The organism is Micromonospora sp. NPDC051196 (assembly GCF_040682415.1).
Classification (GTDB): Bacteria; Actinomycetota; Actinomycetes; order Mycobacteriales; family Micromonosporaceae; genus Micromonospora.
In genome coordinates this window covers 19,045-38,021 of the sequence record NZ_JBFBAY010000004.1, presented here as the reverse complement: position 1 = coordinate 38,021, position 18,977 = coordinate 19,045, and the positions used below count along the sequence as shown (strand labels likewise).

The following is an 18,977-nucleotide window of genomic DNA, read 5'->3' as shown; positions in this document are numbered from 1 at the left end:
CCGCCGGCAGCCAGCGGGGCCCCGATCGAGCCGCGCCGTCGTCGAGCGTCGCGGCGGGCGGGCTGCGGGCCCGGCGCCTCAGCCGACCGTACCGGCGGCCCGCAGCTGCGCCACCCGGTCCGCCGGGTAGCCGATCTCGTCGAGCACCTCGTCGGTGTGTTCGCCCGGCCACGGTGGTGGCCGCCGGACCGCCGTCGGGGTGCCGGAGAACCGGGGTGCCGGCGCCGGCTGGAGCACCCCGTCGCGGATCACGAAGGTCCGCCGCGCGGCCAGGTGCGGGTGCTCCGGTGCCTCACGCCAGTCGAGCACCGGCGCCAGGCAGGCGTCGGAGGCGGTGAGCAGGGCCGCCCACTCGTCCCGGGAGCGGGTGCGGAACAGCCGCGCCCAGGCGGCGCGCAGGGCCGGCCAGTTCGCCGGGTCGGTGCGATCGAGCGCCTCGTCCGGTGGCAACGGGAAGCCGGTGCGGCGTACCAGTTCGTCGTAGAACTTCGGTTCCAGCGCGCCCACAGCGACGTACCGGCCGTCGGCGCACTCGTAGTTGTCGTAGAACGGGGCGCCACCGTCGAGCAGGTTCACCCCCCGTGGGTCCTGCCACATGCCGAGCCGGCGCAGCGCGTGGATCTGGGTGCTGAGCACCGCCACGCCGTCCACGATCGCCGCGTCGACCACCTGGCCGGCGGCGCCACCGCGCACCGCGTACAACGCGGCGACGACGCCCAGGGCCAGCATCATGCCGCCGCCACCGAAGTCACCCAGCAGGTTGAGCGGGGGCACCGGCGGTTGCCCCGCCCGACCGATGCCGTGCAGGGCACCGGTCAGGGCCAGGTAGTCGATGTCGTGTCCGGCGTACGGCGCGTTGGGGCCGTCCTGCCCCCAACCGGTCATCCGGCCGTAGACCAGCCGCGGGTTGAGTGCCTGGCAGTCGGCCGGGCCGAGGCCGAGCCGCTCGGTCACGCCCGGCCGGAAGCCCTCGATCAGGGCATCGGCATCGCCGACCAGGGCCAGTGCCACCTCCCGGCCGCCGGCCGACCGGAGGTCCACCGCGATCGAACGTCGACCCCGGTTGAGCAGGTCCGGATGGGGGGTGCCGAAGCCGGTCGGGTCCACGTCGCCGACCCGGTCCACCCGGACCACGTCGGCGCCGAGGTCGGCGAGCATCATCGCGGCGAAGGGAGCGGGCCCGATCCCGGCCAGTTCGATCACGCGTAGGCCGGTCAACGGGCCGGCCAGCAGGTCTGCGGTCACTCCGGCCACGATAGGTGTTCGCGTCCGCGCCGGTAAGAGTTGACCCGCCCCGCCCCGCCTGGCGGCCCGGTTCGGGCTGTCCTAACCTTGTCGGGACGAGGGGAGTACTTCCCACGAACCATACCGGTCAGTACGGCGCGCCCGGGGTGCGCCTCGGGTGGTTGCCCACGAATTCGTGGGTGAAGGAGACCTCGAACATGACACGGTGTTCGAGGAGGCCCCATGTCCGAATTGTCGTACGTAGCTGCCGGTTTGCAGTCCATTGGCACGCCGTCGCTCTGGGCGATCACCATCCTCGGAGTCATCGCGCTGCTGGTGCTCGACTTCGTGGTGACCCGACGCCCGCACGAGGTGTCGCTGAAGGAAGCACTCGGCTGGTCCGCCTTCTACATAGCCCTGCCGCTGGCCTTCGGCGCCTGGGTCTGGTCGGAGTACGGCAGACAGGAGGGCGTCGACTATCTCGCCGGCTATCTGGTCGAGAAGTCGCTGTCGGTCGACAACCTCTTCGTCTTCATGCTGCTGCTGGCCGCCTTCGCGGTGCCGAGCGTGCTCGCCCAGCGGGTGCTGCTGTTCGGCATCACCGGCGCGCTGGTGCTGCGCGGCATCTTCATCGCCCTCGGCGCGGCGGCCCTGCAGACGCTCGACTTCGCCTTCCTGATTTTTGCGCTGATCCTGCTGTTCACCGCGGCGAAACTGCTCCGGGACGCCTTCACCGGCCACGAGCAGACGGTCGACATCGCGAACATGCGCTCGGTGCGCCTGCTGCGCCGGTTCATGCCGGTGGTCAACGAGTACCACGGCACCAAGATGACCGTACGCGTCGACGGCCGACGGGCGCTGACCCCGCTCGCGCTGGTGGTGGTGGCGGTACTGGCCACCGACGTGGTCTTCGCAGTCGACTCGGTACCGGCCGTCTACGGCATCACCGAGGATCCGTACCTCGTCTTCGCCACCAACGCCTTCGCCCTGCTCGGCCTGCGGGCGCTGTACTTCGTGCTGCACGCGGCGCTGAGCCGGCTGGTGCACCTCACCTACGGCCTGGCGATCATCCTGGCCTTCATCGGCGTCAAGCTCGGCCTGCACTGGGCGCACGGCATCTGGGAGAACGTCCCGGTGATCCCCACCGAGATATCCCTGCTGGTCATCGTCGCCGTGCTGATCACCGTCACGATCACCAGCCTGCGAGCCACCCGCAACGTCGTACCCGGTTCGAAGGAGGTCGTCACCGAACGACGGTGACCACACCCGCCGGCCCGTCGATCGGCGGGCCGGCGAACCCTACCCGGCTCGTACACCGAACGTGGTAGGACTTAGCGGTGGGAATCATCACGCCAGGCTTCTCGGGCCGGCCGCGCTCCGCAGCGCCGGATCTGCCGCCCGGGCAGTACCTGACACCGGATTTCCCCGTGCTCTCCGCCGGGCCCACACCGAAGGTGCCGCGCGACACCTGGGAGTTCGTCGTCACCACCGAGACCGGCACGGAGTACCGGTGGAGCTGGGACGAGATGATGGCGCTGCCGCAGGAGACGCCGACCGTCGACATCCACTGCGTCACCCGATGGTCGAAACTCGGCACCAGTTGGCAGGGGGTGTCGCTGGACACCCTGCTCGACGGAGTGGAAACCGCCGCGGACTACGCCCTGACGCACTGTCACGGCGGCTACACGACCAACCTGCCGCTGGACGACCTGCGTGACGGGCAGGCCTGGCTGGTGCACACCTACGACGGCGACGAACTACCCGCCGAGCACGGCGGTCCGGCCCGGCTGCTGGTGCCGCACCTCTATTTCTGGAAGTCCGCCAAGTGGGTACGCGGCATCCGTCTCGGCGTCGAGGACACTCCCGGCTTCTGGGAGACCGCCGGTTACCACGACTACGGTGACCCTTGGCGCGAGCAGCGGTACCAGGGCGATTGAGCGGGCGGATGCGCTGGCAGCCGGCCCGGCTGGTGAGCCGCCGGGTCGAGACCTCGACCGCGCAGACGCTGGTGTTCGAGGTGCCGGGCTGGCCCGGTCACCTGCCCGGCCAGCACGTCGACATCCGGCTCACCGCCCCCGACGGTTACCAGGCCGCCCGGTCGTACTCCCTGGCCGGGCCTGCGGACGGCGACCGGATCGAGGTCACCGTGCAGCGGGTCCCCGACGGCGAGGTGTCGCCGTTTCTGGTGGACAGCTATCAGGTGGGCGATCCGGTCGAGGTGCGTGGGCCGCTCGGTGGCTGGTTCATCTGGCGACCGCAGCAGATCGAACCCGTACTGCTGGTCGCCGGCGGGTCGGGGGTGGTGCCGCTGATGGCCATGATCCGGGCCCGTCGGGCGGCGGACAGCCGCGTCCCGTTCCGGTTGATCTACTCCGTACGCACCCCCGGTGACGTGTTCTACGCCGAGGAGCTGCGCCACCGGGTCCGCGACGACGCCGGCCTCGACGTGGCGTACGTCTACACCCGCGAGGCACCCGAGCAGTGGCGCGGTGAGCCGCACCGGATCGGCCTCGCCGACGTCAACGACCATGGTTGGCCGCCGGAGCTGGAACCTCTGGTGTACGTCTGCGGGCCCACCGGATTCGTGGAGACCGTCGCCGACCTGCTCGTCGGATCGGGACATCCGGCCCGTCGGGTGCGTACCGAACGTTTCGGCCCGAGCGGCTGACAGGAGGCCCGGATGACCACACTGCCGTACGTCGACGGCAACATGCTCGACGGCCCGTTGGGGGAGGTGTTCGCGGTCGACCTGAGTACGGCCACCGGCCGGTGCGCCCACTGCGGCGCCACGGGACCGGTGGCCGCCCTGCGGGTCTACTCCCATGCGCCCGGACTCGTGGCGCGGTGCCCGGTCTGCGCCGAGGTGATGATGCGGCTGGTCCGCGCCCCCGACCGGGCCTGGCTGGATCTGCGCGGGACGACCTTCCTCCAGCTTCCGATGCCACCGGACGTGTCCAACCCCGGCTGACCGGGCCGGCCGGACGTTTGTCCCGGCCGCCCACGGGAACCGGGCTCAGATGACGAAACCTCGTGTGGTGATCGTGGGAGCCGGGTTCGCCGGTTACCACGCGGCGAAGACGCTGAGCCGGCTGGCCCGCAGCCGGGCCGAGATCGTCCTGCTCAACTCGACCAACTACTTCCTCTATCTGCCGCTGCTGCCCGAGGTGGCGGCTGGTGTGGTGGAGCCGGGCCGGATCGCCGTGCCGCTGACCGGCACGCTGGACAACGTCCGGGTGGTCATCGGCGAGGCCGACCATGTCGATCTGCAGAACCGGTGGGTGGGCTTCACCCAGCCCGAGGGGGACCGTAACCGGCTGGCCTACGACCGGCTGGTCCTCGCCGTCGGCAGCGTCAACAAGCTGTTGCCCATCCCCGGGGTGACCGAGTACGCGCACGGCTTCCGTGGCCTGCCCGAGGCGTTGTACCTGCATGACCACGTGGTCCGGCAGGTCGAACTGGCCGAGCAGGCGACGGACCCGGCCGAGCAGCAGGCCCGAGCCACGTTCGTGGTGGTGGGCGCCGGTTACACCGGTACGGAGGTGGCCGCGCACGGCCAGCTGTTCACCGACGCGCTGGCCGCCCAACGGCCCCGGCTGAAGATCCGCCCGAAGTGGATGTTGTTGGACGTCGCCCCACGGGTGCTGCCCGAGCTGGACCAGCGGATGTCGCGGACCGCCGACCGGGTGCTCCGTCGGCGTGGAGTGGACGTACGGATGGGCACCTCGGTCGCGGTCGCCACCGCTGACGGCGTCAAGCTCACCGACGGGGAGTACGTGCCGACCTGTTCCCTGGTCTGGTGCGTCGGGGTACGTCCCGACCCGTTCGTGGCCCAGTTGGGTCTGCGGACCGAGAAGGGGCGGTTGGTCGTCGACGAGTACCTCAACGTCCCCGGTTTCCCCGAGGTGTACGCCTGCGGTGACGCCGCCGCGGTGCCCGATCTGACCCGTCCGGGCGAGATCTGCACCATGACCGCCCAGCACGCCCAGCGGCAGGGCAAGCTCGCCGCGCACAACATCGCCGCCTCGTACGGGCAGGGTCGTCGCCGGCCGTACAAGCATCACGACCTAGGCTGGGTGGTGGACCTGGGCGGCAAGCACGCGGCGGCGAACCCGCTCAAGGTGCCGCTGTCCGGCCTGCCGGCGAAGGCGGTCACCCGGGGCTACCACCTGTTGGCGATGCCGGGTAACCGGGCCCGGGTGAGCGCCGACTGGGCTCTCGACGCGGCGCTGCCCCGCTCGGCGGTGCAACTGGGCCTCGTACCGGCCAACGCGGTGCCGCTGGAGAGCACCTCCCCGGAAGTACCGGCCTGGGTGCGTTGAGGGCGACACGGGCCGACGGGCGTCTGCCCGTCGGCCCGTTGCTCCGCATCGCCCCGGCCGGTCCGTTCGGTCTCTCCCGGGGCGGGCGGCTTGTCTCAGCCGGTTGCGAGGCCCGCGCCCGCCTCGTCGATCGCCGCGTCGACCGAGTGGGCCAGGTCGACGTCCAGCGCGGTCACCCCACCAGCGTTGCCGGTACTGACCGTCAGTACGGCGGTGGTCGGGTCCGACCGCCCGATCCGGGGTCCCCGGCCGGTCTGGCCGCGGAGTTGGTCGAGTCGGTCCAGGACCCGGTCGAGGTTGTCCGCCGGCAGCTCAAGAGTCCGGGTCAGGGCCCGCTCGTCGCCTGACCAGTACGGCAGGTCGCTGAGCGCGGCAACCAGGTCCGAACCGGTCAGTGGCGGGGTGGTGCTGCTGACACCGACCAGGCCACCACCGACGGGCGGCGCGTTCAGCAGCTCTTGCAGTTCGTCCGGCACGTGCAACGATTCGACCAGATCGTGATCGTGCGCGGCGAGCGCCGCCAGGGTGGCCTCGGCCTGGTAACGGGCCTGCTCGGGGCTGCGACCGCTGATCCGTCCCACCTCGGACAGGAAGCCGGGCAGATCCTGGTGCTGTTCGATGCCGTCGACCGGTACCACGTCGTGCAACGAGGCCGGTACCGCGTCCAGCAGGCGTCGGCGCTCGTCCGTGCCGAGGGCCCAGGCCAGTACGAGCACTGTCGACTCCACGCCCACCTTCGCGGTGCGGAAGTCCACGCCGGCCCGCCGGCCGACGTCCTCGACGAGATCCTGGTAACCCATCGTGACGATCCCCGGGGTTTCCGGGCCCGCTTCGGGAAGCGGTCGGTTGGTCTGCGGGACACCGGCCGGCGGCGGAGCGGGACCGCCTCGCATGGCGTTCGGTTTGTGGCGTTTACCGGCCGCCGGTGGGCCAGCGCGTTTGGCCTGGTCAAGGTGGGTGAGCTGCTTTGACGCACTCAGACTGGCGCCGGTGTCGGCGGCCTGCCGGCCGCGCTCGCGGGCCTGCCGGGCCAACGCCCGCCGACGCTGGTTGTCACCCTCCATCTGCTTGCGCATGCTGACACCTCGCTTCCACTGGGTTCTGCTCCGGGTTCCGCCGGTGGCCTTCCCGCCGCCACCGGGCACGAAACGATCGGCCCGGACCGGCGTCAGCGCGGGCTGGACGCCCGCGGTGGCGCTTCATCCCGGCCGGGTGAGGGCCGTTCACCCGACCGGTGTCGATGATCGCAGCGGACCGGAGATCTTCCGAGGTACGCGGAAGGGCAGGTCGTGATGAAGCGGATTGTCGAGATCGTCCCCGCCCGGCCCGGCTGGTACGCCCGCTGGCGCCTGGCCCGCGAGGACACCCGCTGCTATCCGGTGAGCCTGTGGGCGCTGCTGGAGGCGGCCGACGGCACCGGACGTGAGGTGATCGGGGTCGACTGTGCCGGACAGTGGCCCGGCGACGGCGGGACGGACGCGGAGTTTGTCCGCTATCTGTTCAAGACGCCGGATTCCGGGCCGCCCGAGGACGCGGAGCCGATGCCCGAGGTCCGTCGTGCCCGGCCGGTCGTTCCGACGCCCTGAGCCATCCTCCGGCCCCCGGCCCCTGGTCCCAGGGTCGGGGGCACCCCCGAACCGGTCGGCCCCCGGTCAGCCCGCCGCCTGTACGTCGTCGTCGGTGGCCGCCGACACCTCCAGCAACTCGGCCAGGCCGGTGCGGTCCAGCAGGTGGCGCAGGCTGGGGTTGATGCCGACCAGGCGGAGCGGGACCGGGCTGCCCCGGTGGGCCACCACGAGGGCACTCAGCCCCGAGGAGTCACACAGACCCACCCCGGCCAGGTCGATGACGAGTTGCCGGTAGCCGTCACGGCGCAGCTTCTCGACTGCGGTGATCAGCTCTGGAGCGCTGTCGAAGTCCAGGTCACCGGTGAGCCGTAGCTCCGCACGTCCGGCATCGAACCGGCTGACCTCGATTGCCAACAGCGGGGAGGACATGACTACATGCTCCCAGCCCGGCGTCGGAACGCAAGTCGCGGGGTGCGCGATTCACCACCGGCGCGAAACGCCCCGGCCTGACTGCGGCTGCTCGCCGTACGGGGCTGCGTGCTGCTCGCCCGACGTGGACTCCTGGCTGCTCGCTGCGGCGTGCCTGGTCGTTCAGGCGGTGACGGTGGGTTGCCCGTCCGGCTCGGTACTGACCGGTCCGTCGCCGCTGATCGAGCGGGCGAGCAGCCCGGTGACCCCGGTCATGTCCAGGATGGTCTCCAGGAACCGGGGCACCGCGCGCAGTCGCAGGGTCACGCCGTCGCGTAGCCCTTCGCGCCAGGCATGCACGATGATGCTGAGCCCGGTGCTGTCGATGAACTGAAGGTCGGCGAAGTCGAGTACGAGGGCGGCGGGACCGGCCAGCAGTTCCCGGTCGATCTCCGTACGCAGTGGACTCGCTGTGGTGTAGGCGAGATCGCCACCCACCCGGATCACCGGCACGTCGGGATCGGACCGGTCGACGGACACGCTCAGCGGCGTCGTCTCGGTTCTTCGACCGTGGGACAGCAACGATCACGCCTTCCGCGAATGGCGGGCGGGCAGGGGCGTCCGGATCGTAACAACCTCGACCCAGCCACGCCGACGGCCGGCCGACAGGGTCGGCCGAACATGCGTCCGAGTGGCGGTGCGTCGACACCGGCGTACCCTGGTGACGGGACACGACCAGGCACACCGCTGCAGGCGGGTGCGGCATCGAGAAGGAGTGGGGCTCACCTGGTGACTGGTGCCGACGTCAGGGACATCGACCCCGGCGACGGACGGTTCACGCCGAGTGCCCCGCAGGCCCCGGCGTGGTGTCCCACCGCGTCCGCAGCCGCCCTGCCCGCCATCGAGTCGGCGGTGGCCGCCGCCGACTGGCCGGAGGTCGTCGAGCACCTGCGGGAAGGCCTGGTGCTGTGCGGCCCGGACGGTGTGGTGTGGCAGGTCAGCCCGGTCGCCGAGCGGCTGCTGCCGGAGGTCGTCGTGGGCGCCGCGTTCGCCGGCTTCGACGGGCCGGACCGCCCGGTCGCCGAAATCACCCGTCACGGGCGCCGGCTGCGGGTCCGGCGGGTGCCGCTGTCCGCCGGGCGCACCTGCTGGTACGTGGAGGACCTCAGCGAGCACGCCGGGCCGGCCGACGAGCTGGCGGCTGAACGGGCGCGCTCGGCGTTCCTGGCCGTGGTGGGGGAGAAGCTCGGCAACCCGTTGCATCCCGACCGTGCCGCCGCCGCGGTGGTGCGGCTCGCCGTGCCGGCCCTGGCCGAGGCGGCCGTGCTGATTTTGGCACCGCGTTCCGGGCGGGCCCGTTGGTGGCGGGCTCGTCGCACCGACGATGAGACGTCCACCGTGGACAGAGGGATGCTGCCGTCGGCGGAGCTTCCGGCCGCCGTCGCCGACAGCCTGCACGGGGTGCAGCCGCACACCGTCGACTGGCTCGTCGAGCAGGCCGTCGAGGCGGGCTGGCTGCCCGGACTGTCCGCCGCCGACGTCTGCGCCCGGCTGGTGGCACTGCCCGGCCGGGACGCTCCGGCGGGCGTGCTGCTGGTGGCCCGGCCGGCGGCCCGCTGGTACACCGAGGACGATCTCGACCTGCTGCGAGCCTTCGCCGACCGGGCCGGCGCGGCGTTGACCACCGCCCTGCTCTACCGCAACCAGGCCGAGGTGGCGGACACGTTGCAGGCCAGCCTGCTGCCGGTCGAGCCGGCGGAGGCTCCGGGCGTGCAGTGGGGGACGGCGTACCGACCGGCGCAGGCCGGTCTGCGCATCGGCGGTGACTTCTACGGCTCACACCGGCTGCCCGACGGTGGCTCGGTGTTCTTCCTCGGCGACGTGTCCGGCAAGGGGGTCGAGGCCGCCGTCTTCACCGGTCAGCTGCGTCAGTGCCTGCACGCGCTGCACCGCATCGAGTCACAGCCGGCCCGGTTGCTGCGGCTGCTCAACGACGCTCTGCTGGAGACCACCCTGGCGCACGGACAGGGTCGGTTCGCCACGATGGTGCTGGGTGTGGTCCGGCCGCACCGCGACGGTGGCCTGGCGTTGACGCTGGCCGGCGGCGGTCACCTGCCGCCGCTGGTGGTGCGATCCTCCGGTGCGGTGGAACAGCTTCCGCTCAGCGGGATGCTCATCGGGGTGGTCCCGGACCCCCGGGTCGGTCAGGTCTCCACCCGACTCGCACCCGGCGAGACCTGTCTGCTCTACAGCGACGGCGTGACCGAGGCACGCGGCGGCCGGCGGGGTGTCGAGCAACTCGGCACCGACCGGCTGATGCAGGCGGTGACCGGCTGCCAGCGGATGCCGGCACCCGCCCTCGCCGAACGGATCGAGCAGGTCACCTGCGACTGGCTGGCCCAGCGTGACCACGACGACATCGCGGTGCTCGCGCTGCGGGCCACCGGCACGAGCGGACGACCGCACCGACACCTGCACGCGGTGCCCACTCCGACCGGGGTGGTTCGGGAAAGGGCGACGACACCGTGACCTTGGCGACGACGGGCACTTCGCCCGCTGCTGTCTACCCGCGGTACCTGCACTGCCTCGCCGAGGCCGACGAGCCGGCTGCCATCGAGGTGGCCCGGGAACTGCTCGACGCGGGCGTGCCCGCCGACCGGGTGCTGCTGGACCTGGTCGCACCGGCGCAGGCCGAGGTGGGAGAGCGCTGGGCGCGCAACGAGTGGAGCGTGGCCCAGGAACACGCGGCCACGCATGTCAGCGAGCGGGTGGTGGCGGCGATCGCCGGGTACGCCGATGCCCGGGGCGACCGGGGTCGGATCGTGGTGGCCTGTATGGACGGTGAGTGGCACGCCCTGCCGGCGCGGCTGGTCGCCGAGGTGCTGCGGTTGCAGGGCTGGCAGGTGACCTTCCTGGGGGCCAGCGTGCCCGCCGCGCACCTGGTGTCGTACCTGCACCGGCATGACGCGTACGCGGTCGCGTTGGCCTGCGCGCTGCCGATGCGGTTGCCGCACGCACACCGGATGATCGAGGCCTGCCGGCGTTCGGACGTACCGGTCGTGGTCGGCGGTCGGGGTTTCGGGGCGGACGGCCGGTGGGCGCGGCGGCTCGGGGTGGCCTGGGCGCCCGACGGTCCCGCCGCTGCCGACCTGCTCGCCGACGAGCGTGCGCTGCGCGCCGCCGCACCGGCCGACCTGGCCCATCTGGCCGACGACGAGTACGCCAGCCTGGTCAGCCGTCGCGGTGAGTTGATCGACAGCGCGCTCGTCGACCTGGCACAGCGGATGCCGGCCACCCGCGACTACACCCCGGCCCAGTTGGACTCGACGGTCAGCGACCTCGGCTACATCCTGGACTTCCTGGCCGCCGCGCTCTACGTCGACGACGGCTCGCTGTTCACCGAGTTCGTCGACTGGCTGGTGACCATTCTGGCCAGTCGGGGAGTGCCGGCCGTCGCCGTGGGCGCGACGCTGCGGCACTACGCGGGCGCGCTGCGCGACTTTCCGCGTGCCGAAGCCTTCCTCGCCGCCAGTAGCGTGTCGTTGCCCGTGTCTGGGCAGGGAACCTTCCCGCCGGAGGCGTAAAATGCGGCCCGCCATGTGGCTCGCACTATACTTGCCACATTGCAAGCATTCGTCCCGTGCGGCGAGAGGGGATTGCCGTGGCGCTCACCGTCACGTACGCCGAACGTGACGGTGGTGGGTTGGCCCGCCTCCGTCTCGCCGGTGAGCTCGACATGAGCAGCGCCCCCGAGTTGAACGAGGCGATCGACCAGTTGGCCGCGGCCGGGCAGCGGCGGCTGCTGGTCGACCTCACCGACCTCACGTTCTGTGACTCGACCGGGATCGCGGTCTTCGTTCGTGGCGACAACCGTGCTGCCGCGCAGGGCGGCTGGCTGCGGGTCACCGGCGCGACCGGTCGGGTGGAGCGGGTGCTCAAGGTGACCGGACTGGCCGATGTGCTCGGGTACAGTACTGCCGACCCGGGACCGGACGGCCGCGCCGGAATGGGCTAGATTCCCCGCCAGCGTGGGATCGTGGATTCCATCCTCGCCGACCGGAGGCAGGTAATGATGGCCGCTCGCACCCTTGACCCGGTTCGCATCCTCGTCGTGGACGACGACCCGGGTGACGTGCTCATGATCGAGGAAGCGTTGGCGACCTCGGACGTCGACAAGGTCATCGACGTGGTGGGCGACGGTCAGGAGGCGATGGAGTTCCTGCGCCGCGAGGGCCGCCACAGCGGTGCGCACCGCCCGGACGTGATCCTGCTCGACCTCAACATGCCCCGGATGGACGGGCGTCAGGTGCTGGGCGAGGTGAAGGGCGACGCGGACCTGCGCACCATTCCGATCGTCGTGCTGACCACCTCGAACGCGGACACCGACATCATCAGCAGCTACACCCTGCAAGCCAACGCGTACGTCACCAAGCCGATCGATCTCGACGACTTCAACGATGTGGTGCACCGCATCGACGAGTTCTTCGGCCGGGTGGTCGTGCTGCCCAAGCAGCGCCCGTGAACCGCAGGCTCAGCTGAGCAGTGCGGCGACGATGGTCGAGGCCCGCTCCTCGTGTTGGGCGTACGCGTAGGGGAATGCGGAGATCTGCACGGCCTGGGCCGCCAGGGTCACGCTCATCTCCTGCCAGCCGGGCACCTGGAGCAGGGCCTCGTAGAACGCGCGGGCCGCGTACGCGGGACGCATCAGGTCGCGTACGGTGCCCCAGCCGCTGCTCGGGCGCTGCTGGAACAGCCCGACCGAGTCGTGGTCCCAGCCGATGGCCTGGTGGGCGTAGTTCTGTGACTCGGGCAGTACGCCGCTGGCGTAGTTGAGCAGGGTGCTCTCCTGCATCGCCGTGGCGATGGCGACGACCAGGCCCTTACGCGGGATCTTCATGTCGACACCGACGTCCACGATCACCTTGGCGTTGTCCATCTGAGCCTGGGTGAGCCCGGCGACCGGCTTGGGTCGGGCCGGCTGGGTCGGTTTGGCCGTGGTCTTCTTCGGTTTCGGGGTGGCTGACGGCTTGGCGCTCGGGGAGACGGACGGGCTGGGACTGGCCGGGGGAGTGGGGGAGGGGCTGCTGCGCTCCAGGGACCGGGAGGCGGCGCCGTCCTCGACGATCAGCGCGCGGTCGGCCACCGCCTCGGCCACCTGGGGTCGGGGGCCCTCGTCGGTCTCCCGGGTCGCGGCGAGCGCCACCGCGGTCACGCCGAGGCAGCAGGTCACGCCGGTGGCCAGGGCCACCCGGAGGCCGGCGGTGCCCAACACGGCGCGCAGACCGCGAGGTGTCGAAATCGCAGAGCGGTGCCGACCGGTCAGCCGTTCGGATGATGCTCCGTCGGTCGAGTGGCTCGCCGATTGCTGTGGGGGCAGCTTCTGGTCGATGTCATCGTCGGGGTGCATCCAGCGAGGCTAGATAGCTATCGGCCCGCTGCCATCCGGGTGGGTTGATGGCATGAGTCACAATTTGCGGCTAACCACCGGGTCATTCTCCGCAGCTATTCTGATAGCCGACGAATAGCATCAACCTGCCATTCCGTTAATGCCCGAAATGTCATGGGCAACAGGCAGGAAAAGGTGATCTTGGCTCGGTCCGGGGTCGCGATGGTCGGCATCCACCGAACGGTCGACCCCGGTATCGGTTCCCCGGGGTGGTCGGCTGGGGTGGTCGGGCCACCTCGCCGCCGATCGACAGCAGTTCACCCCAGAGCCGCGGCCGGGCTAATGCCGTCCGTTCTCCGCCGGGGTGACGGTGAGCCGGTGGCGGCTGCCGTCCTCGCGCGAGAACGGCCACAGCCGGTCGGCGTGCTCGACCAGTTCGGCGAGCTGTTGCCGGCTCAGCCCGACCGAGGAGATCGAGGCGTGCACATCGGCCCGGTACCGCCCGTCGTCATCGCGGCCCAGCTTCGCCTCCGCGCGTACCTGCACGGTGTGCGCCTCGTCGGTGATCCCGCCGGCTGCCTCCACGGCGGCATGGTGCAGGCAGGACGCGTAGGCGGCGGCGAGCAGCTGCGAGGGAGTCAGCCCGGTGCAGTGCGGTGCCAGCGGTGAGGCGAGAGCGGTGGACAGCGCCTCGTCGTCGGTGTGAATGTGACCGCCCTCGGCGGTCACGGCGGCAACCTCGTTCAGCCAGGAACTCGGCATCGCGTTCCTCCCGTCACTCACCGTCCGGCTACCCGAGCCCGCCCCGGTGAAACCGGAAGTCAACCGCCGTGCCGGCTCCACTGCATCGCGGCCGCCGCCTCGGTGGCCTCGGCGGCCGCCCGGGCCGTCCACGGGCTCACCGACGCCGGGCGCTGCCGCGGCAGCAGCGGCTCGTGCATCGGCACGTACACCCGGGCGTCCACCACCTCAGCCAGCAGCAGCGCCGCGACCAGGCTGCTCGGCCGCAGGGCCGGCTCGTCGGCGAGGCAGCGCCGGCACATCTCGGCCACCTCGGCGGGCAGCCCGGGAACCTCGGGCAGCGGCTGCGGGGGCTGCCGTCGGTCCGGCCCGAGTAGCTGGGTGACACTGTCGGCCGCGTACGGCAGCCGCCCGGTCAGGCAGCAGTAGAGCAGCACGCCCAGGGCGTACATGTCGGCCGCCGGGGTGATCGGCGACCGGCGCAGCTGCTCCGGCGCCAGGTAGGCCGGCGTACCGACGACCATGCCCTCAGGGGCGGTGTCGGTGGCGCCGGCCGGCGTGGCGATGCCGAAATCGAGCACCTTCACCCCGGACGGCGTGAGCATCACGTTGGCCGGCTTGACGTCGCGGTGCACGATGCCGTGGGCGTGCGCCGCAGCCAGGGCGGCGCTCACCTCCGCACACACCCGGACCGCGATGCGCCAATCCAGCGGGCCGGCGCGCAGGTGGGCGGCGAGCGTCTCCCCCTGGACCAGCTCCATCACCAGGTACGGCGTCTCCCGGCCGGGGATGGTGGCGCAGGTACCGAAGTCGTGCACGTTGGCGATGTTGGGATGCACCAGCCGGGCGGCGGAGCGGGCCTCGGCGCGGATGCGTTCCACCGACGCCGTCCCGTCCGGCCGGTCGGGCGACACCAGTTTGACCGCCACCGGCCGGTCCAGCACCGCGTCGTGGGCCTGCCAGACCTCGGACATCCCGCCGACGCCGATGCGCTGTTCGAGCCGGTACCGCCCGTCCAGCGTCCTCATCGTTCGCCCCTTGCCCTCGCCTCGCGCCCGCCGGGCCTGCCTCGCCGGTGGCTTCGGCACCCGTACCCCACCTCCGATCAGGGCAAACCGGCCTGTGATGGCGGTCAGTGCGTTAGCGTGCGAGCCGGGGAGCCGCGATACCAGGGAGTCTGGAGGGGAACGGGTGATGAGTGAGGTGACCGTACGCTTTGTCGGTGGCCCGGCCCACGACCTGGTTCGGGAGCTACCGGCCGGTCCGGACGGTGCTCCGCCGCGCTTGTGGGTGCTGCGTAGACCGGAGTCGGCGCCCACGCCGGCCGCCGACCACCTCTACGCCCGTCAGCGGCCCGACGGGACCGTCTGGACGATGCGTTTCGTCCGCACCGACCCGGTCGGTGTGACCGAATGACCCGCCGTCGGTACGCACAGCCGGCTCACAGGATCCGCACAAGCCGTCTCCAACGCGCCGGACCACGATGAGGTCATGATGACCGAGAAGGAGGTCGGGCCGGGTCGGGTGGAGCTGCGCCGGCCCGACGGCGAACCGGTCCGGGTGCTGGTGGTCGACGATGAGGCGACCCTGACCGACCTGCTGTCGATGGCCCTGCGCTACGAGGGTTGGCAGGTGCGTACGGCCGGTGACGGCATGGCCGCCATCCGGGTCGCCCGGCAGTTCCAGCCCGACGCCGTGGTGCTCGACGTGATGCTTCCCGACCTCGACGGCTTCGAGGTGCTGCGCAAGCTGCGCGAGGACAACGCGACGGTGCCGGTGCTCTTCCTCACCGCCCGGGACGCGGTGGAGGAGCGCGTCGCCGGGTTGACCGTGGGCGGCGACGACTACGTGACCAAGCCGTTCAGCCTGGAAGAGGTGATCGCCCGGCTGCGGGCCCTGCTGCGCCGCTCCGGCTTCGCCGTCGCCGCCCGTCAGGAAGCGGTGCTGGCCGTCGGTGACCTCACTCTGGACGAGGAGAGCCACGAGGTGCGCCGGGGCGGTCAGCTGATCACCCTGACCGCCACCGAGTTCGAGCTGTTGCGGTACCTGATGCGTAACCCCCGTCGGGTGCTGAGCAAGGCGCAGATCCTCGACCGGGTGTGGAACTACGACTTCGGCGGCCAGGCCAACGTGGTCGAGCTGTACATCTCGTACCTGCGTAAGAAGATCGACGCCGGCCGACAGCCGATGATCCACACCCTGCGTGGCGCCGGGTATCTGCTCAAACCGGCGGAGTGAACGTGCTGCGCCGCTGGTTGGCGGGCTGGTCCCTGCGTACCCGTCTGGTGGTCACCCTGGTTGCCCTGCTGGCCGTGGTCAGCCTGGCCATCGGCGGGATCACCACGGCGGCGCTGCGGGAGTTCCTGGTCTCCCGGCTGGACGAGCAACTGCTCCCGATGGCGGGGATGCGCGCCGGGACGCCGTGGGAGCCGGGGCCGGGTGCCCCGTCCTGGTCCGACGTGCGGGTGCCGCGCGGTTTCCCGCCCGACACGATCAGCGCGCGGATCGTCGACGGGCAGGTCACCGAGGCGTGGACGCTGGCCGATCGGCAGGAGGAGGCGGTACCGGTCGAGGAGGTGGCCGCCCTGGCCACCGTGCCCACCGACGGCCGCGCGCACAGCCGCGACCTCGGCGACCGGGGCAGCTACCGGCTCGTCGCCCGGCAGTCCACCGCCGGTACCGTCCGGGTGCTCGGCGTGCCGCTGTCCGGGGTGCAGGAGACGGTGTGGTGGATGGTGCTGGCCCAGGCCGGTGTCACCGCCGCCGGGCTGCTCGTCGCCGGCACCGCCGCCACGGTGATCGTCCGGGCCACCCTGCGCCCGCTGCGCCGGGTTGCCGCCACCGCGAGTCGGGTCAGCGAACTGCGGCTGGACCGGGGCGAGGTGGCGCTCTCCGAACGGGTCCCGGCCGCCGACACCGACCCGCGTACCGAGGTCGGCCAGGTCGGCGCCGCACTCAACCGGATGCTCGGGCACGTCGCCGCCGCGCTCGCCGCCCGGCAGGCCAGCGAGACCCGGGTACGCCAGTTCGTCGCCGACGCCAGTCACGAACTGCGTACGCCGCTGGCCGCGATCCGCGGTTACGCCGAGGTGGCCCGTCGGGGCCGTGACCGGGTACCGACCGACGTGGCGCACGCTCTGCGCCGGGTCGAGTCGGAGAGCACCCGGATGACCAGCCTCGTCGACGACCTGCTGCTGCTGGCCCGGCTGGACTCCGGCCGCCCCCTGGCGGTCGAGTCGGTCGACCTCACCGCGCTGGTGGTGGACGCGGTCAGCGACGCGCACGTCGCCGGCCCGGACCACCGCTGGCAGCTCGACCTGCCCGACCAGGTCATCCGGGTGCCCGGCGATCCCGCCCGGCTGCATCAGGTGCTGGCGAACCTGTTGACCAACGCGCGGGTGCACACCCCGCCGGGCAGCACCGTCACCACCAGCCTGCGGTTGGTCGGCGACGCCGCCGAACTCGGCGTCGCCGACGACGGCCCCGGCGTGCCTCCCGAACTGCGGGCCGAGGTCTTCGAGCGGTTCGCCCGTGGCGACAGTTCCCGCTCCCGCGCCCACGGCAGCACCGGCCTCGGTCTGGCCATCGTCGCCGCCGTGGTGGCGGCCCACCACGGCAGCGTCGCTCTCGACAGCCGGCCCGGCCGCACCGTGTTCACCGTCCGGCTACCGAATCCGACCACGGACGGCGAATAGCCCTGCCACCGCGTCGCCCATGGGCCTGCGCGCCGCTTTGCGCGCGGCGGCGGGCCGAGGTCGCCGGGGCGGGGCAGACTGGCGGTGTGTACCGGGAACGACCGGCCGGGTTGGCCGGGGCAGTGCTGTGGACCAGCACCGCCTCGGCGCAGCCGCGAACCGTTCGGGTACTCCCCGACGGCTGTCTGGATCTGCTCTGGTCCAGCCGGGTCGGGCTGCTGGTCGCCGGGCCGGACCGCATCGCCCACCTGAGCGAGAACGCCCCGGCCGAGCAGTGGGTCGGGTTACGCCTGCCACCCGGTGTCGGGCCTGCGGTCTTCGGGGTGCCGGCCTTCGAACTGCGCGACCGGCGGGTGCCCCTCGCCGACGTCCTCGGTGCCCGCGCGGCCTCGACGCTGGCCGACCAGGTGGCCGGCGTCGCCGTACCGAGACCGGCCGGCGTCGGCGGAGCGGTCGATGGCGACGACGCGGCCAGTTCTGGCGCTGCCGACGCTGCGCTGTCCGGGGTCGGTGCCGTTCTGGCGGCGGTGGCGGCCTGCCGACTCCGGGCCGCCGACGGTCCGGATCCGCTGGGCCGCCGGGTGGCCATCGCGTTGGCCGCCGGGGCCTCGGTGACCGAGACCGCCGCACAGGCCGGTCTCGGCCCGCGCAGCCTGCTGCGACACAGCCGACACCTGTTCGGGTACGGCCCGAAGACCCTCGCCCGGATCCTGCGGATGCGCCGCGCGTTGGCCCTGGCCCGGACCGGTGTGCCGCTTGCCGAGGTGGCCGTGCGCGCCGGCTACGCCGACCAGGCGCACCTGACCCGTGACGTGCGTGCCCTCGCCGGGGTACCCCCTGCGGTCCTGCTCACCGGCTAAACCGGGCATGCCCCGGTTTAGCCGGTGTTCACGACTCGGGCGTCGGGAGGGGGGCGAAGAGGTCGACCGCGTTGCCGTCGGGGTCGTGCACGACGGCGTAGCGCTGCCCCCACACGGCGTCCCAGGGTGGCCGGTGGCCATGGCCTCCGGCGGCGGTGAGTTCGGCGTACCAGCGGTCCACCTCAGCTGGGCCGGCGCAGCGGAAGGCCAGTGCGGTCCGGGAGCCGCCGACCGGTGGGGTCCAGTCCGGATCGAAGGAGCGGATCGTGGCGACGTCGTCCCAGGCCAGGCGTAGGCCGCCGGGCAGCCGTACCTCCACGTGCGGTTCACGTTCCGCGCCGGGCGGGATGTCGATGCCGAGCCGGCGGTAGAAGGCGACGCTGCGGGCCAGGTCCGAGGTCACCATGCCGATGAGATCCAGTTCTGGGGTCATGTGCGCAGGCTACGGCCGGCCGGTGCGCACCGTCTTGAACGAAACGGACGGGGGAAGTGGGCGTTGTGCCCGACAGGACGTGAAGATCGGCGTACGGTGTCAGAAGTCCGGCCCGACCGCCTAAATCCGAATTGTGAGTTTCTTGTGGTGGGGCCGGGATTCGACACGGCGAGGGGAAGGAGCGGTCGGTGAACCACTTGGCCTACCTGGACGCGGGATCCGGCAGCCTGATCGTGCAGGCGGTGGTCGGCGGGGTCGCCGGCGTCGCGGTGGCCGCCAAGCTCTACTGGCGCAGACTGGTCAGCCGGTTCCGTCGCCAGCCCACCGACCAGAGCTGACCTCG

General features: G+C 71.9%; 23 protein-coding genes. 15 read left to right on the top strand and 8 right to left on the bottom strand.

What is annotated here, in order from left to right; genetic code table 11:
- Positions 1–78: 78 nt before the first annotated feature.
- Positions 79–1,245, bottom strand: coding sequence for a CaiB/BaiF CoA-transferase family protein (locus tag AB0M35_RS10650; protein WP_363743907.1), 1,167 nt, complete (start codon positions 1,243–1,245; stop codon positions 79–81).
- Between the two features lie 222 nt (positions 1,246–1,467).
- Here AB0M35_RS10650 and AB0M35_RS10645 point away from each other — a divergent pair, with 222 nt between their 5' ends.
- The 5 genes from AB0M35_RS10645 (at position 1,468) to AB0M35_RS10625 (ending at position 5,543) form a co-directional block, all read left to right on the top strand.
- Complete coding sequence (locus AB0M35_RS10645) at positions 1,468–2,484, top strand: TerC/Alx family metal homeostasis membrane protein (protein WP_363743905.1); 1,017 nt, start codon at positions 1,468–1,470, stop codon at positions 2,482–2,484.
- An 86-nt stretch (positions 2,485–2,570) separates the two neighbouring features.
- Positions 2,571–3,161: a sulfite oxidase-like oxidoreductase gene (locus AB0M35_RS10640; RefSeq protein ID WP_363744477.1), complete on the top strand. Its 591-nt coding sequence runs from the start codon at positions 2,571–2,573 to the stop codon at positions 3,159–3,161.
- Positions 3,162–3,169: 8 nt separating this feature from the next.
- Positions 3,170–3,892 (top strand): ferredoxin reductase, encoded by a 723-nt coding sequence (locus AB0M35_RS10635; RefSeq protein WP_363743903.1) that lies wholly within the window; start codon positions 3,170–3,172, stop codon positions 3,890–3,892.
- 12 nt (positions 3,893–3,904) lie between these two features.
- On the top strand, positions 3,905–4,192 hold the full coding sequence (locus AB0M35_RS10630; RefSeq protein ID WP_363743901.1) for a DUF6510 family protein: 288 nt from the start codon (positions 3,905–3,907) through the stop codon (positions 4,190–4,192).
- 49 nt (positions 4,193–4,241) lie between these two features.
- On the top strand, positions 4,242–5,543 hold the full coding sequence (locus tag AB0M35_RS10625; RefSeq protein WP_363743899.1) for an NAD(P)/FAD-dependent oxidoreductase: 1,302 nt from the start codon (positions 4,242–4,244) through the stop codon (positions 5,541–5,543).
- A gap of 95 nt (positions 5,544–5,638) precedes the next feature.
- On the opposite strand, the gene AB0M35_RS10620 is transcribed toward AB0M35_RS10625, so the two are convergent.
- A complete protein-coding gene (locus AB0M35_RS10620) occupies positions 5,639–6,619 on the bottom strand; it encodes a DUF2267 domain-containing protein (protein WP_363743897.1) in 981 nt (326 codons plus the stop codon).
- A gap of 216 nt (positions 6,620–6,835) precedes the next feature.
- Here AB0M35_RS10620 and AB0M35_RS10615 point away from each other — a divergent pair, with 216 nt between their 5' ends.
- A complete protein-coding gene (locus AB0M35_RS10615) occupies positions 6,836–7,129 on the top strand; it encodes a hypothetical protein (RefSeq protein ID WP_363743895.1) in 294 nt (97 codons plus the stop codon).
- A 66-nt stretch (positions 7,130–7,195) separates the two neighbouring features.
- Here AB0M35_RS10615 and AB0M35_RS10610 read toward each other — a convergent pair whose 3' ends face one another.
- Together AB0M35_RS10610 and AB0M35_RS10605 are read right to left on the bottom strand one after the other, a co-directional pair.
- Positions 7,196–7,540 carry an STAS domain-containing protein gene (locus tag AB0M35_RS10610; RefSeq protein ID WP_363743893.1) on the bottom strand — a complete coding sequence of 115 codons (345 nt, stop codon included), beginning with the start codon at positions 7,538–7,540 and terminating at the stop codon, positions 7,196–7,198.
- Positions 7,541–7,702: 162 nt separating this feature from the next.
- Positions 7,703–8,059, bottom strand: coding sequence for an STAS domain-containing protein (locus AB0M35_RS10605; RefSeq protein ID WP_363743891.1), 357 nt, complete (start codon positions 8,057–8,059; stop codon positions 7,703–7,705).
- A 249-nt stretch (positions 8,060–8,308) separates the two neighbouring features.
- Here AB0M35_RS10605 and AB0M35_RS10600 point away from each other — a divergent pair, with 249 nt between their 5' ends.
- From AB0M35_RS10600 to AB0M35_RS10585, 4 genes are all read left to right on the top strand, one after another.
- Positions 8,309–10,048, top strand: coding sequence for a PP2C family protein-serine/threonine phosphatase (locus tag AB0M35_RS10600; RefSeq protein ID WP_363743889.1), 1,740 nt, complete (start codon positions 8,309–8,311; stop codon positions 10,046–10,048).
- On the top strand, positions 10,045–11,103 hold the full coding sequence (locus AB0M35_RS10595) for a cobalamin-dependent protein (protein ID WP_363743887.1): 1,059 nt from the start codon (positions 10,045–10,047) through the stop codon (positions 11,101–11,103). Before AB0M35_RS10600 ends, AB0M35_RS10595 begins: the two co-directional genes overlap by 4 nt.
- Before the next feature lie 77 nt (positions 11,104–11,180).
- Positions 11,181–11,534: an STAS domain-containing protein gene (locus tag AB0M35_RS10590; RefSeq protein ID WP_363743885.1), complete on the top strand. Its 354-nt coding sequence runs from the start codon at positions 11,181–11,183 to the stop codon at positions 11,532–11,534.
- Between the two features lie 54 nt (positions 11,535–11,588).
- A complete protein-coding gene (locus AB0M35_RS10585) occupies positions 11,589–12,041 on the top strand; it encodes a response regulator (protein ID WP_363744475.1) in 453 nt (150 codons plus the stop codon).
- A gap of 9 nt (positions 12,042–12,050) precedes the next feature.
- Here the strand turns inward: AB0M35_RS10585 and AB0M35_RS10580 are convergent, their stop codons facing one another.
- The 3 genes from AB0M35_RS10580 to AB0M35_RS10570 form a co-directional block, all read right to left on the bottom strand.
- Positions 12,051–12,926, bottom strand: a complete 876-nt coding sequence (locus AB0M35_RS10580) for a hypothetical protein (RefSeq protein ID WP_363743883.1) — start codon at positions 12,924–12,926, stop codon at positions 12,051–12,053.
- A 318-nt stretch (positions 12,927–13,244) separates the two neighbouring features.
- A complete protein-coding gene (locus tag AB0M35_RS10575) occupies positions 13,245–13,667 on the bottom strand; it encodes an OsmC family protein (protein WP_363743881.1) in 423 nt (140 codons plus the stop codon).
- A 59-nt stretch (positions 13,668–13,726) separates the two neighbouring features.
- Entirely contained in the window at positions 13,727–14,674 is a 948-nt protein-coding gene (locus AB0M35_RS10570; RefSeq protein WP_363743879.1) for a serine/threonine-protein kinase, read from the bottom strand.
- Positions 14,675–14,840: 166 nt separating this feature from the next.
- Between AB0M35_RS10570 and AB0M35_RS10565 the strand changes: the two genes are divergently transcribed.
- From AB0M35_RS10565 to AB0M35_RS10550, 4 genes are all read left to right on the top strand, one after another.
- On the top strand, positions 14,841–15,062 hold the full coding sequence (locus AB0M35_RS10565) for a hypothetical protein (RefSeq protein ID WP_131306668.1): 222 nt from the start codon (positions 14,841–14,843) through the stop codon (positions 15,060–15,062).
- Positions 15,063–15,137: 75 nt separating this feature from the next.
- On the top strand, positions 15,138–15,884 hold the full coding sequence (locus AB0M35_RS10560; RefSeq protein WP_363743877.1) for a response regulator transcription factor: 747 nt from the start codon (positions 15,138–15,140) through the stop codon (positions 15,882–15,884).
- A 17-nt stretch (positions 15,885–15,901) separates the two neighbouring features.
- On the top strand, positions 15,902–17,341 hold the full coding sequence (locus AB0M35_RS10555; protein ID WP_363744473.1) for a HAMP domain-containing sensor histidine kinase: 1,440 nt from the start codon (positions 15,902–15,904) through the stop codon (positions 17,339–17,341).
- Between the two features lie 86 nt (positions 17,342–17,427).
- Positions 17,428–18,201 carry a helix-turn-helix transcriptional regulator gene (locus AB0M35_RS10550; protein ID WP_363743875.1) on the top strand — a complete coding sequence of 258 codons (774 nt, stop codon included), beginning with the start codon at positions 17,428–17,430 and terminating at the stop codon, positions 18,199–18,201.
- 28 nt (positions 18,202–18,229) lie between these two features.
- Here AB0M35_RS10550 and AB0M35_RS10545 read toward each other — a convergent pair whose 3' ends face one another.
- Entirely contained in the window at positions 18,230–18,634 is a 405-nt protein-coding gene (locus tag AB0M35_RS10545) for a VOC family protein (RefSeq protein WP_363743873.1), read from the bottom strand.
- A gap of 188 nt (positions 18,635–18,822) precedes the next feature.
- Between AB0M35_RS10545 and AB0M35_RS10540 the strand changes: the two genes are divergently transcribed.
- A complete protein-coding gene (locus tag AB0M35_RS10540; protein ID WP_013734425.1) occupies positions 18,823–18,972 on the top strand; it encodes a hypothetical protein in 150 nt (49 codons plus the stop codon).
- Positions 18,973–18,977 lie beyond the last annotated feature (5 nt).

Bases quoted from the DNA above. Each gene is read 5' to 3' on its own strand.
- AB0M35_RS10645 (WP_363743905.1), top strand. From the start codon at position 1,468: ATGTCCGAATTGTCGTACGTAGCTGCCGGTTTGCAGTCCATTGGCACG.
- AB0M35_RS10635 (WP_363743903.1), top strand. From the start codon at position 3,170: ATGCGCTGGCAGCCGGCCCGGCTGGTGAGCCGCCGGGTCGAGACCTCG.
- AB0M35_RS10630 (WP_363743901.1), top strand. From the start codon at position 3,905: ATGACCACACTGCCGTACGTCGACGGCAACATGCTCGACGGCCCGTTG.
- AB0M35_RS10625 (WP_363743899.1), top strand. From the start codon at position 4,242: ATGACGAAACCTCGTGTGGTGATCGTGGGAGCCGGGTTCGCCGGTTAC.
- AB0M35_RS10620 (WP_363743897.1), bottom strand. From the start codon at position 6,619: ATGCGCAAGCAGATGGAGGGTGACAACCAGCGTCGGCGGGCGTTGGCC.
- AB0M35_RS10615 (WP_363743895.1), top strand. From the start codon at position 6,836: ATGAAGCGGATTGTCGAGATCGTCCCCGCCCGGCCCGGCTGGTACGCC.
- AB0M35_RS10610 (WP_363743893.1), bottom strand. From the start codon at position 7,540: ATGTCCTCCCCGCTGTTGGCAATCGAGGTCAGCCGGTTCGATGCCGGA.
- AB0M35_RS10585 (WP_363744475.1), top strand. From the start codon at position 11,589: ATGATGGCCGCTCGCACCCTTGACCCGGTTCGCATCCTCGTCGTGGAC.
- AB0M35_RS10580 (WP_363743883.1), bottom strand. From the start codon at position 12,926: ATGCACCCCGACGATGACATCGACCAGAAGCTGCCCCCACAGCAATCG.
- AB0M35_RS10575 (WP_363743881.1), bottom strand. From the start codon at position 13,667: ATGCCGAGTTCCTGGCTGAACGAGGTTGCCGCCGTGACCGCCGAGGGC.
- AB0M35_RS10570 (WP_363743879.1), bottom strand. From the start codon at position 14,674: ATGAGGACGCTGGACGGGCGGTACCGGCTCGAACAGCGCATCGGCGTC.
- AB0M35_RS10565 (WP_131306668.1), top strand. From the start codon at position 14,841: ATGAGTGAGGTGACCGTACGCTTTGTCGGTGGCCCGGCCCACGACCTG.
- AB0M35_RS10560 (WP_363743877.1), top strand. From the start codon at position 15,138: ATGATGACCGAGAAGGAGGTCGGGCCGGGTCGGGTGGAGCTGCGCCGG.
- AB0M35_RS10545 (WP_363743873.1), bottom strand. From the start codon at position 18,634: ATGACCCCAGAACTGGATCTCATCGGCATGGTGACCTCGGACCTGGCC.